At 41.2% G+C, this 13280-nt stretch carries 10 protein-coding genes and 2 tRNA genes; 4 read left to right on the top strand and 8 right to left on the bottom strand.

From position 1 onward, the window contains the following. Window positions 1–627: 627 nt before the first annotated feature. A complete protein-coding gene (pssA, locus tag H5185_RS08525; RefSeq protein ID WP_259395230.1) occupies window positions 628–1482 on the bottom strand; it encodes a CDP-diacylglycerol--serine O-phosphatidyltransferase in 855 nt (284 codons plus the stop codon). Between the two features lie 100 nt (window positions 1483–1582). On the opposite strand from pssA, the gene H5185_RS08520 reads away from it, so the two are divergent. Next, window positions 1583–2026 (top strand): DUF4124 domain-containing protein, encoded by a 444-nt coding sequence (locus tag H5185_RS08520; RefSeq protein ID WP_182741827.1) that lies wholly within the window; start codon window positions 1583–1585, stop codon window positions 2024–2026. Window positions 2027–2088: 62 nt separating this feature from the next. On the opposite strand, the gene clpB is transcribed toward H5185_RS08520, so the two are convergent. The 3 genes from clpB to rluD all read right to left on the bottom strand — a co-directional run bounded on the left by clpB (window position 2089) and on the right by rluD (window position 6530). Then, window positions 2089–4662 (bottom strand): ATP-dependent chaperone ClpB, encoded by a 2574-nt coding sequence (gene clpB / locus H5185_RS08515; protein WP_124018017.1) that lies wholly within the window; start codon window positions 4660–4662, stop codon window positions 2089–2091. Window positions 4663–4827: 165 nt separating this feature from the next. Beyond that, on the bottom strand, window positions 4828–5556 hold the full coding sequence (gene pgeF, locus H5185_RS08510; RefSeq protein ID WP_182741826.1) for a peptidoglycan editing factor PgeF: 729 nt from the start codon (window positions 5554–5556) through the stop codon (window positions 4828–4830). Then, window positions 5556–6530 (bottom strand): 23S rRNA pseudouridine(1911/1915/1917) synthase RluD, encoded by a 975-nt coding sequence (gene rluD, locus H5185_RS08505; RefSeq protein ID WP_124018019.1) that lies wholly within the window; start codon window positions 6528–6530, stop codon window positions 5556–5558. The genes pgeF and rluD overlap by 1 nt, the downstream gene beginning before the upstream one ends. A gap of 123 nt (window positions 6531–6653) precedes the next feature. Between rluD and H5185_RS08500 the strand changes: the two genes are divergently transcribed. The 3 genes from H5185_RS08500 to H5185_RS08490 all read left to right on the top strand — a co-directional run bounded on the left by H5185_RS08500 (window position 6654) and on the right by H5185_RS08490 (window position 7954). Beyond that, window positions 6654–7415, top strand: a complete 762-nt coding sequence (locus H5185_RS08500; RefSeq protein ID WP_124018020.1) for an outer membrane protein assembly factor BamD — start codon at window positions 6654–6656, stop codon at window positions 7413–7415. Between the two features lie 316 nt (window positions 7416–7731). Further along, window positions 7732–7807, top strand: a tRNA-Phe gene (locus tag H5185_RS08495). Window positions 7808–7867: 60 nt separating this feature from the next. Beyond that, window positions 7868–7954 (top strand) — tRNA-Leu (locus H5185_RS08490). 146 nt (window positions 7955–8100) lie between these two features. On the opposite strand, the gene recJ is transcribed toward H5185_RS08490, so the two are convergent. The 4 genes from recJ to brnQ form a co-directional block, all read right to left on the bottom strand. After that, window positions 8101–9825 (bottom strand): single-stranded-DNA-specific exonuclease RecJ, encoded by a 1725-nt coding sequence (gene recJ, locus H5185_RS08485; protein ID WP_182741825.1) that lies wholly within the window; start codon window positions 9823–9825, stop codon window positions 8101–8103. A 115-nt stretch (window positions 9826–9940) separates the two neighbouring features. Beyond that, window positions 9941–10669 (bottom strand): bifunctional protein-disulfide isomerase/oxidoreductase DsbC, encoded by a 729-nt coding sequence (gene dsbC / locus H5185_RS08480; RefSeq protein WP_182741824.1) that lies wholly within the window; start codon window positions 10667–10669, stop codon window positions 9941–9943. 127 nt (window positions 10670–10796) lie between these two features. Beyond that, a complete protein-coding gene (gene xerD / locus H5185_RS08475; protein WP_182696649.1) occupies window positions 10797–11702 on the bottom strand; it encodes a site-specific tyrosine recombinase XerD in 906 nt (301 codons plus the stop codon). Between the two features lie 89 nt (window positions 11703–11791). Then, window positions 11792–13123 carry a branched-chain amino acid transport system II carrier protein gene (brnQ, locus tag H5185_RS08470; protein WP_235781757.1) on the bottom strand — a complete coding sequence of 444 codons (1332 nt, stop codon included), beginning with the start codon at window positions 13121–13123 and terminating at the stop codon, window positions 11792–11794. Window positions 13124–13280 lie beyond the last annotated feature (157 nt).

Raw genomic sequence — 13280 nt, 5'->3', positions numbered from 1 at the left:
TTTTTTGATTGCCAACATTCCGAAGAACAGAAGACAATTTCGAATAACTCAATACCTGTGAATGTCCACACAGATTTCTTGTTTAGATTGTTAAAGAACGTGATGTCGATTTTTCAGACATCGCCTTAAGACGCTAGGTCGTTGGCTTGGGGTGCGTATTCTACGCTTTCCCGTGTCGGCGTCAAGTGTTTTTTCAAACTTTCTTTTCGCCTTGAATCCAGTGATATGAACCACCTAACTCAACCCAACTCGGTAACCGCTTTCGCTGTCTGCCGTGTCAGTGGATGCGCATTATAGGCACCACAAGATTTTGTGCAAGGCCTTTTTAAACGTTTTTAGCAAAACAGCATTCAACCGAACACTATTCAAACAACACAGTACTAAAATCATTCAATGAGGTTTATTTTTATGCAAAATAGCTATTGGTAACTGGAACCTTGCAATCACCCAGATCCCCTTTTAATACCAATAGGGATAAAAACTATAGTACAAACTTTAAGGATTGGTCAAAAAAGACATCATTTTATTAAGTTTTGCGAGAAAACCCTAGCTGGCTTTACTCTTTATACCTATTAGCAATAACGGTGAACCCTGTTGATAAGCACTATGCTAATAATTGAGTATATTTTAAGTTTCACTTTTCTTATTTGCATTATGGCTATTACCACCTGCGTGAGTGATGTCATTAGACGAATCTGGAATTGGGGTTTGTTGTAGGTCTGGTGCAATCGGCTCATCACCAACAATGTGCGCTACTTTTAACTTCTTTATGGTGTTAATAGTAATCACAGGACCAGATAGTGCATATATATAGAAACCAAGGCAAAGGATAATAGCAGGTTCAACAGAGATAATGACAAATACTCCCACCAGCAATAACATCACGACAAAATTCACTTTTCCTCGCCAATCAACTTCCTTAAACGAGTGATAGCGAAAATTACTGACCATGAGCAGTCCAGTCATTGTCGTTATTAATGCAGCGAGATAATTTATGTCTGTAGGATCGAGCTTATATTCGGAACCACTCCAAATACTGCCAGCAATTAATGCCGCAGCTGCTGGACTGGCAAGGCCTTGAAAAAATCGTTTGTCAGCAACACCAACCTGAGTATTAAATCGAGCTAATCTTAATGCTGCACATGCACAATAGATAAATGCCGCTAACCAACCTATTTTACCTAAATCCTGTAAAGCCCAGTTGTAGACAAGAATAGCTGGAGCCATACCAAATGAGACCATATCGGCCAAGCTATCATATTCAGCACCAAAATCACTTTGAGTATTTGTTAACCTGGCAACCCTGCCATCAAGTCCGTCACAAATCATGGCAATAAAGATAGCAATAGCAGCAGACTCGAAGTGACCATTCATAGATGAAATGACAGCATAGAAACCGGAAAACAATCCAGCTGTGGTAAATAAGTTAGGTAATAAGTAAATACCTTTATTTTTTACTGGGTGATTGGGTGAATTTTGCATACACTTTATACACTATCGTTTCAAATGTTGGATTTATACTCAAAGATAGCATATTTTTGAAACGTTCAAGCATAACGTCAATTAGCTCTAGGATACTCAAATGGGAATTATGCGTTTAGTTATCAGTTTAGCCGCTTTAGCATTTAGCACATCCTTATTCGCAGGGACTATTTATACTTGGGTAGATGATGCTGGAGTTGTACATTACAGTCAGCAACAACCCTCAAATATAGATGCCCGCAAAATTTATACTGAAGATATGGAACCCGCAAAAATTGGCACTTATGTGCCCCAAAAAAAATCTTCTACCAAGGTTGAGACTGAACTAGAGAAATCGGCAAAAATTATTAACGAAAAAGATAAGCAACAAGCCAAAGATATCTGTGAAAATGCTAAACATAGCCTCAGTGTGTTACAGACTCACAGCAAGTTAAATCAACAAAATAAAGACACTGGTGAGACTGTTGCTATGACGGAAGAGCAAAGACAAGCTGCAATAGCCGAAAATACCGAGCGAGTCAGCTTATTTTGTCAGAGTCAATAATCGAAAAAGGGAGCAAATGCTCCCTTTGTTATAACGACATTAGATGTTCAGGTTAGCGAGTCTTATTGAATGAAGGCTAGCTTGCCATCTTCCACAACGACTTTAATCATTTTACCTGGCAGTAATTGGCCGCGAAGTAGTTTTTGCGCTAAAGGATTTTCTACTTCTTGTTGCAATGCTCGTTTTAATGGCCTTGCACCATATACAGGATCAAATCCAGCTTCAGCAATTAAAGATAATGCGTCATCAGATAACTCTATATCGAATTCTTTTTCAATCAAACGCTTGCGCAGTAACTCGAATTGAATACTGGCAATGTGTTTAATGTTTTCTGCATCTAAGGGATGGAATACCACAGACTCATCGATGCGATTTAAAAACTCAGGACGAAAACTCTGCATCACCACATTCATGACTCCCGCTTTCATATCCTCATAACTTGTATGACCAAAGCCCTCTTGGATAATATCTGAACCGAGATTTGAGGTCATAATGATAACAGTATTTTTAAAGTCAACCGTTCTGCCTTGGCCGTCAGTTAACCGACCATCATCTAAGACTTGCAGTAATACATTAAATACGTCTGGATGTGCTTTCTCAACTTCATCTAACAAAATGACTGAGTAAGGTTTACGTCGAACGGTTTCGGTTAAATATCCACCTTCTTCATAGCCAACATAACCTGGAGGTGCACCAACTAGACGAGAGACTGTGTGCTTTTCCATAAACTCAGACATATCAATACGCACTAAGGCTGACTCAGTATCAAACAAAAACTTGGCTAATGCTTTGCACAACTCAGTTTTACCGACGCCGGTTGGACCAAGAAATAAAAACGAGCCGATTGGACGTTGAGGATCAGCAAGTCCTGCACGACTTCGACGAATGGCATTAGCGACTGCATCAACAGCTTCATTTTGACCAATAACACGATGATGAAGCGCATCTTCCATGTGCAATAGCTTTTCTCGTTCACCTTCAAGCATTTTTGATACCGGTATACCAGTAGCTTTTGATAACACTTCGGCAATTTCAACATCGGTCACTTTATTGCGCAGCAATGTCATGTCTTGCATTTCAGCCTGTGAAGCTAAATCTAACTGTTTTTCAAGTTCAGGGATCCGTCCATACTGCAATTCTGACATCCGCGTTAAATCACCCGCACGCCTAGCCACTTCTAAGTCCATTCTTGCCTGTTCTAAATCGGCTTTAATGTGTTGGGTGCCCGCTAATGCAGCTTTTTCGGTATGCCAAATTTCATTCATCTCAGCCGCTTTACTTGCAACGTCTCTTAACTCAAGTTGCAAAAACTCGAGACGTTTACGGCTGGCCTCATCAGACTCTTTACTTAACGCCTGCTCTTCTAATTTTAGCTGAATAGCACGACGCTCTAATCGATCGAGAGCTTCAGGTTTTGAGTCAATTTGCATTCTAATACTCGACGCAGCTTCATCAATTAAGTCGATGGCTTTATCGGGTAGTTTTCGATCAGAAATATAACGATGTGACATAGTTGCCGCGGCTACAATGGCAGGATCGGTAATTTCCACATGGTGATGTAATTCGTAGCGCTCTTTTAAACCACGTAAAATAGCAATAGTGTCTTCAACACTGGGCTCATCAACAATCACTTTTTGAAAGCGACGTTCTAATGCTGCATCTTTTTCAATATATTGACGATATTCATCCAGAGTTGTTGCACCGACACAATGTAAATCACCGCGTGCTAATGCAGGTTTGAGCATATTACCCGCATCCATTGCCCCCTCACCTTTACCTGCGCCGACCATGGTATGCAGCTCATCAATAAAGAGAATGACTTGGCCTTCTTCTTGAGAGAGTTCATTTAATACCGCTTTTAAGCGTTCTTCAAATTCGCCGCGATATTTGGCGCCCGCTATTAACGAGCCCATGTCTAATGATAATACCCGTTTATTTTTAATCCCTTCAGGGACTTCACCATTAACAATGCGTTGTGCTAAGCCTTCGACAATAGCCGTTTTACCTACACCGGGCTCACCAATAAGTACGGGGTTATTTTTAGAACGGCGTTGTAAAACTTGGATCGTGCGGCGGATTTCTTCGTCACGGCCAATAACAGGGTCTAATTTACCTTGTTCTGCGCGTTCGGTTAAATCAACGGTAAACTTTTTCAGTGCTTGACGTTGATCTTCTGCATTAGGATCATCAACTTTCTGTCCACCGCGCATATCTTCAATGGTTTTTTCCATTAATTCTTTAGTCGCACCAGAATCTTTTAAGGCTTTGGCAAGCGGATCGTTATTTTCCAATGCAGCCAAAACAAAGAGTTCTGATGAAATATATTTATCTTTACGTTTTTGGGCCAGTTTGTCGCACAGGTTAAGTAATCGAATTAATCCTTGCGCCAACTGGACATCCCCACCCGTGCCTTCAACTTGCGGTAAACGCTCTAAGTCTTGGCTAATTGCAGAGCGAAGCGCGCTTACGCGAATACCCGCTTGAGTGAGTAGAGAATGAATAGAGCCAGAATCTTGATTTAATAGTGCCATCATTAAATGAATAGGTTCAATAAATTGATGGTCGCGCCCCAATGCTAATGATTGGGCATCAGAAATGGCAATTTGAAACTTATTAGTCATACGATCGAGTCTCATACAACCTCCTAGGAATCTGATACTGATAAAATGGGAAATTAATTCAGAAACGAATAATTTGTTAACTTAAAGATGGGGCCATTTAATGTAAATTCAAGGTTAAAACTTAATCTAGATCAACAAATCGATTATTTTTTAGACTTGGATACTGTCAATAATAGCAGGCTAAGATTTAAGCCAAATTAATGATACCATTCGACCTGTTTGCTGATCGCGGCGATAGGAAAAAAAATGTGGATCTGCAAAGGTACAAACATCGGCATTATAGGTTTGATGTACACCAGCTGCAGATAAGCGCAACTTAGCTAATCCGACTAAATCTCCGAAATATTTGGTGTTATGAGGAACAAAGCACTTTGAAGCCTGTGGATCTTTACTCATAAAAGCATCGCGCACTTCACTACCCACTTCAAATGCACTAGGGCCAATTGCTGGTCCAAAGTAAGCGATTAATGTTGCCGCTGGAGACTGAAACATCGCTAATGCTTGCTCGATTACTCCCTCACATAAGCCACGCCAACCAGCATGAACAGCAGCAACTTCAGTGCCCTGTTGATTACATAATAATATCGGTAAACAATCCGCCGTCATTACCGCACATACATGACCAAACTGATTACTGTAACTGCCATCGGCAAAGGTTAAAGCACTATCAGCCGCCAATGTTTGAAGTTCGACAATGTTAGTACCATGAACTTGCTCGAGCCAAGTAGGCTCTGCCGGTAATGCAAATTGCTGACTTAATATCGCACGATTAGTCAATACATCTTGAGGCTTGTCGCCTACATGTAAGCCTAAATTTAAACTATCAAAAGGGCTAACACTAACACCACCAAAGCGATTTGTTATCGCAATGGCAACATTTTCAGGTATTGGCCAATCGTGCTTAAGCATTATAAATAAACTATCGGGTTAAGCTCAGTGTCAACTCGTAGTGCTTTTGTCAGCTCAACCATGTCATCAGGAATAGGCGCATGCCAAGTCATAATTTCACAGGTAAACGGATGAGCAAGTTCTAAACGCACCGCGTGTAAAGCTTGACGCTTAAAACCTTTGAGTAATTCAAAAAACTCAGGGCTAGCTGATTTAGGTGGGCGAGGACGGCCACCATAAACAGGATCGCCAACTAACTCATGACCAATATGCGCCATATGAACACGAATTTGATGTGTACGACCAGATTCCAAACGTAAACGTAAACGAGTATGAGCACGGAATTTTTCAGCAACACGGTAATGAGTCACCGATGGGCGACCACCATGGATCACTGCCATTTGAGTACGTCTAGTAGCATGACGCTCGATAGGTTCATCAACCGTGCCACCCGCAGTCATAGTGCCCAATACAATCGCTTCGTATTCACGAACAATATCGCGAGCTTGTAATGCTGCAACTAAATGCGTTTGCGCTTCAACCGTTTTGGCTACAACCATTAACCCAGTGGTGTCTTTATCTAAACGGTGCACGATACCAGCGCGTGGAACGAGCTCGATACTAGGACAATGATGCAACAGTGCATTCATCAATGTGCCGTCGGCATTACCCGCACCTGGATGCACAACTAAACCTGCTTGCTTATTAACCACGATAATATGATCATCTTCATAAATAATATCGAGATCGATTTTTTGCGCTTGTGCACGCACTTCTTCTTCAAGAGTGGCGGTCACTTCAATCAGTTGAGTTTCGAAAACCTTTTCCCGTGGCTTGTCGACTGTGATACCGTCAACAGTAATTGCACCAGATAGGATCCATTCCTTGATGCGTGTGCGCGAGTAGTCAGGGAACAAACCAGCTAATGCTTGGTCTAATCTCAGACCAGTTTGTGTTGCTGTTATCTCGCTTTTTAGATTAATCTCTTGTGTCATAGGAACCGTACCCCAGTTTAGGGGTCCAAAGTGAATGTGCTATCTGTTACAATCGGATGTTTTCTATTTTACCGTGAAATGGAAAAATTCTTAACAACAACTTAAAAAGAATTAAATTCAAGTATGAATAAAATTGCCAAAGGTGCCGCCCTAGTATTACTTTCACTGGCTATAACAGCCTGTAGTAGCAGTCCTGAAGACGATGATGTTGCCAGTAAAGCATCACCTGAGGTCCTGTATTCTCAAGCAAGAACGTCAATGGAATTAGGTAATTACTCTAAAGCCGTCCGTTCACTTGAAGCATTGGACTCTCGTTTTCCATTTGGTCCGCACAAAACTCAAGTTCAATTAGACTTGATTTATGCGTATTACAAAATGGATGATGCTGCATCAGGACTTGCCAATATTGATCGCTTTTTACGCCTCAATCCAACGCATCCTAATATAGATTACGTCTATTATATGCGTGGTTTAACGAATATGCAGGCAGATAATTACTTATTTCACGATTTAATGAATATTGATCGTACCGATCGTGATCCTAAATATGCCCAAGATGCATTTAAAGATTTCGATAGATTGATTAAATCGTATCCAGACAGTAAGTATTCTGCTGATGCACAACAACGTATGCAGTTCTTAAAGAACCGTTTAGCTAAATATTCTATCCAAGTTGCTGAATATTATATTAAAATGAATGCATGGAGTGCTGCTGCTGTTCGTGCTCAATCAGTGATGGAGAAGTTTCCAGGAACGCCTTCAACCGAACGAGCATTAGAAATTATGGCTCAAGCGTATGAGGAGCTAGGTCAGGAAAAGCTTCAACAAAACGTCAAAACAGTAATGAAAGCTAACTTTCCAAATAATGAGCTTGTATCTAACTAGTCAAATGACAGCAACTGGTATTTAGTATTAAACGCTCCTAGGAGCGTTTTTTATACCTAACTAAACAATATCAGCAGATCTCATCGCTACATAGTTAACGGTATTTTTACTTTGCGTGCTGATGACACGGGTAAAAAAGGCACCTTAACATCATTTAATCCACTAACCATCATGAAATGCAGTATTGATTACAATACGATGCTTTGGCCGAATAATATTCGATACGACCAAAATACGTTCAAACGAAACAAATTTTGATAAAAACATTAAAAACAAGTTGACTCAACAGGTCAAAATCCTTTAAATTGCGTCCGTCGCCCGAATAGCTCAGTCGGTAGAGCAGAGGATTGAAAATCCTCGTGTCCCTGGTTCGATTCCGGGTTCGGGCACCATATTGATATTGGTGGCTACTGCGACTAATAAAAATAAAGTTATTTCGCGATACATGTTTTGCAGGTGTGGTGGAATTGGTAGACACGTCAGCTTCAGGTGCTGATGCTCGCAAGGGCGTGGAGGTTCAAGTCCTCTCACCTGTACCAAATAACTTTATAAGATTTAACAAAAAGGCCTCGCATTGCGAGGCCTTTTTGTTTTAGTTGTATCGACAAGTTAACGCTACAGTGCTGTTGCTCTTAGAACACAGAACAAACCTAAAACTCTAAGCTAAATAACAATTAAATTGCGATTACAAGGGTTCAATGTAATCCACCATTAACTGCACGGTTTGGTTACCTCTAAACTCATTCACATCAAGCTTATAAACCACGCGAGCATGTTTAATCGTTGCATCAGGCCATATGGCTAAGTCCACATTAAAGGCAATTGCATCTAACATAGTGCTGCCACACTGCGTCTCTAATAATAGCTTTAAGTGTTTCTCGCCGACGATACGCTGCTGGACAACATTAAACATGCCATCAAATAGCGGCTCTTCAAATGACTGCCCCCAAGGCCCAGCATTACGTAATAAAAAGGCCATATCGAGCGTCATTAAATCACTCGGTAACTCACCATCAGACAGAAGCTCTCCTGTGAGTTGCTCATAATCTAATACCTCCCTCACGGCATCATCAAAGGCTTGGGTAAAGAGTTCAAACACATCAGCTTTTAACGAGAGTCCTGCAGCCATCGCATGGCCGCCAAATTTAGTTATCATCCCTGGATAGAGGCTATTGATACGCTCGAGCACATCGCGCATGTGCAAGCCTTTAATTGAACGAGCCGAGCCTTTAATCGTCCCATCACCGGCATCAGCAAAAGCAATAACCGGCCGATGATAGCGATCCTTAATCCGTGAGGCCAAAATACCAATCACCCCTTGATGCCAATCATCCTGAAAGATAGCAATCCCCCAAGGTAAATCATCCTCATTTAGTGATACTTTCGATAGACTCTTTAATGCCTCTTGCTGCATACCCGTTTCAAGTTCACGGCGCTCTTGGTTCAAGCCATCTAATTCGGCAGCCATTCTTCTTGCAAGCATGATGTCTTCACACAGTAAGATCTCAACCCCTAAAGCCATTTCATCCAAACGACCAGCAGCATTTAATCTGGGGCCCACCGCAAAGCCAAAATCGGCGGCAACCATCTTTTCAGGGCTACGTTTTGCCACTTCAAGTAAAGTAGTAATACCGACACGACAACGACCACTTCTAACACGCTGTAAACCTGCATTGACTAAAATACGATTATTAGTGTCTAGCGACACCACATCAGCAACCGTCCCTAAAGCAACAATATCCAACAATGAGCCGAGATTAGGCTCTACAATGTGTTGTAGTTGATACCAATTACGTTGCCTTAATTCGGCGCGCAGTGCTGACATAAGATAAAATGCCACCCCAACACCAGCAATAGACTTACTGGCAAACTGACACCCTGGCTGGTTTGGATTTACAATAACATCAGCGTTAGGCAAGGTATTACCGGGCAAGTGATGATCTGTCACGACAACGGTCATCCCCAATAACTTGGCTGCAGCCACGCCTTCAATCGAAGAGATACCATTATCAACAGTAATTAATACATCGGCATTTTTAGAGTATGCCACAGCAACAATTTCAGGACTTAAACCATAGCCATAATCAAAACGGTTTGGAATGAGGTAATCAATATTCTGAGCCCCCATCATTTTCAGTGCCAGCATACATACACTAGTTGAGGTAGCACCATCAGCGTCAAAATCCCCAACTATGAGTATCGACCGCTGAGCAGCAATGGCATCGGCAATGACAATGGCAGCTTCCGCTAGCCCTTTCATCGTCTCGGGGCGTAATAACTTACTGAGTAATAAATCACAGTTGTCTTCAGTCACACCACGGCGAGCATAAAGTTGTTTCAATAATGGCGATAAAGAGGCGGGTAAATGGCTATCATCAACCTGAGGACGTCGGACTATTCTATGAGACAAAAGGCAACCTTAATCGGGTAATATGAGAAATAAGCATAACAAAAAGGTGAGCCTAAGCTCACCTTAATTTTACGTTTTTAGCACACGTTTTACGACATTGATTTATCAATATGCTTTATAAGTTTGCTTCGATGGTGCGTAATAAGTCAGCTGGTGCTTGATAACCCGGCACCATAACACCATTTTCTAAAATCAACGCAGGAGTACCGTTAATACCAAAAGATGTGCCTAGCTTATACTGAGCAGCGATATCGATATCACAACTCGCGGCAGTGACCTTACCACCTGACTTTGCTTCTGACATCGCTTTGAGAGGATCTTTAGCACACCATACCGCTTGCATCTCATCAGCATTAGCAGAAGGAATACCCGCACGAGGATATGCTAAATAGCGAATGGTAATACCTAAATCATTATAGCCTTGCATCTGACTGTGTAGCTTACGGCAATAACCACAATCGACATCAGTAAACACAGTGACAACGTGTTTCTCATTTTTAGCTTTATAAACCAACATCTCATCTTCAAATGGTTTCAACAGTTCGATACGAGGACCGGCCAATGCAGCCTCGGTTAAATTTTTCATCCCTTTGTCGATATCATACAGATTGCCATGAAACAGCTTAGCGCCATCTTTGGTCACGTATAACACTCCACGATCGGTTAGTACTTGATATAAACCATCAATTGGAGATTGTTGAATTAACGACACATTGACACCCAAGGTATCTGTAAGCTTTTGCTTTAATGCATATTCATTTGAGACATCAGTCGCAGGTGCAGCTGACACAATAGGAGCAATAACAAGGCTGGCAACAAGGGCTAATGTTTTGGTTAACTTCATGATAATTCCTAAATGGCACGGGTTCAGTTCAATAGACCCGACTTAGTGAATAAAACTTACAGACTTAGTTTCGTTAACGCAACTAGACTGACATGCTTAAAATGTAACGATTTGATCATTATCGCACTCAACCGCGTGGATGATGCTGGCTATGCAACTGCTGTAAACGCACTTTCGCTACATGAGTATATATTTGCGTGGTGGATAAATCACTATGTCCCAATAAAAGTTGGACAACTCGAAGATCTGCACCGTGATTCAATAAATGAGTAGCAAAAGCATGGCGTAACGTATGCGGTGATATATGACAGCTAATCCCCGCCCTTGCAGCATACAACTTAACCCGATGCCAAAAGGTTTGCCGTGTCATCATTTGCCCTCGTCGTGATGGAAATAATACATCAGACTGCTTCATACTTAATAACTCAGCACGAGCAAACTTGATGTACTGCTCAACGGCTGAAATAGCCAACTCACCTAAAGGAACTAAGCGCTCTTTGCCGCCTTTACCCATCACCCTGACCAAGCCTTGGCGCAAACTAATTTGCTCCATGGTTAAACTGACCAACTCGGTTACACGCAAGCCGGTGGCATATAAGAGTTCCAACATGGCTTTATCACGATGCTCAATAGGTTCATCGGTATTCGGCTCAGATAATAAGCTGTCAATTTGTGCCTCCGACAAGGTATCAGGTAACTGACGCGCGAGCTTTGGCGACTTAATTAATGCGGTCGGATCTTGGCTAATTTTTTGCTTCACTAATAAGTAAGCATAAAAACGCCGTAAACTGCTAAGCAATCTAGCGGTACTGCTTTTGGCAAATTGTTTATCAAAGCGCATAGCTAGATAGTCGCGTAATTGGGCTTGGTCAACATCGAGTAAATGGATCCCTTTAGCCGATACATAACGATCCAAATGTTGTAAATCAGTACGATAGGACACCAAAGTATTGTCACTTAACCCCTTGGTTGACCATAGATCATCAAGAAACTGGTTAATTAATGGATCCGGTTGATAAGCAGGTTTGGCCAAAGCATTATCCAATAAATAATAAAAAACGACGTTAGATAATTTATCATAACGTCGTTATATTGATGGGTATATTATGACTTATTTAAAGTTTAAATATCGGCTTTTTGAGGCATATTTTTAGGTAAAAACAAACACACTATCGCCGTTAACGCCGTGGGTAGCAACCAAGCCATTCCCTCGGCATGCAATGGCATAAAATCAAGGAAACTCATGTCCATACCAGCGGTTTGTAACCCGTCAAAAATACCAAAAAATAGTGCAACACTTAACACAATACGATGCGAAAACTCAGGTCTAGCAAAACGCTCTGTTAAAAACGTTACTAATACCAAGGCTATGGCGACTGGGTAAATGGTCATTAGCACTGGAATACTAATGCTAATTAACTGGGTTAACCCAACGTTAGCAACGGTAGCACAAATCACACTGAGCAAAACGACCAACAATTTATAAGACAAGCTTGGCATTAACTCGTTAAAAAATTCAGAACAAGCTGTGACTAAACCAACCGCAGTCGTTAAGCATGCTAGCGTAACTACTGTTGACAACATTAATGTGCCAATTGAGCCAAAATGATAAGTGACATAATTAGTTAAAATTTGACCACCATTGTCTGCGCCAATAGCAAAATCGCCAGCAGATGCACCTAGGTAAAATAGCGACACATACACAAACGCGAGTCCACCAGCAGCAATAAAGGCTGCACGGACTAAATACTTAGTTTGATCGGCAGCGTCGTTAACACCTTTTTTGCGTAACAAATCAATAATCAACATACCAAACATCAATGATGCCAGGGTATCCATGGTGTTATAGCCTTCAATTATCCCTTTTGTTAATGGATTATTAATATACTCACCAACGGGTAAATTTACCGCTGCACCGGGGAGAATAATCACTGAACTGGCTAAACCGACTAATAATATAATTAATACTGGAGTAAGTATTTTACCTACGCTATCGAGTAATTTGCCTGGAAATAAAGATAAAAACATCACAACAGAGAAAAACACTAACGTATAAATCAATTGCGCAATATTAAACTCTTGCCCACCGAGCAGCATCAATGCATCAGGGTGACTAATAAACGGTCTTGCACCAATTTCAAACGCCACCAAAGCGGTACGCGGGGCGGCAAATGCAGGGCCAATAATAATATAAATCGCCACTGCTAATGCGGTGGCAGCAAAGGCTGGTAATAACGCCATCACTTTACCGTTGGCTTTCGCCACGGCGATTAAGCCTATCAAAGGCATTCCTACTGCAGTTATTAAGAATCCAAACATTGCAAAAGACATATTCTCGCCAGCAAGCATGCCAGCAAAAGGTGGGAAAATTAAGTTACCCGCACCTAAAAAGAACGCAAAGGTCATAAAGCCTAACCCTAGCGTATCAGTTACACTCATTTTAGTTGTTTGCACTACTAGCCTCGTTTTATTGTTATGTTTTTTAACAAACCTAATTGATTACGCTTTAATTAGCTACTGATGAGCTGAACGAACAATAAATTGTAAAGTTAAAAATACACTTAAAAATAGTAAAACTTTTTTTGAAAGTAACGAAATAAATCGCTAGCTC

The organism is Shewanella sp. SG44-6, assembly GCF_014164185.1.
Classification (GTDB): Bacteria; Pseudomonadota; Gammaproteobacteria; order Enterobacterales; family Shewanellaceae; genus Shewanella; species Shewanella vesiculosa.
This window is presented reverse-complemented; position numbering and strand designations above follow the sequence as displayed.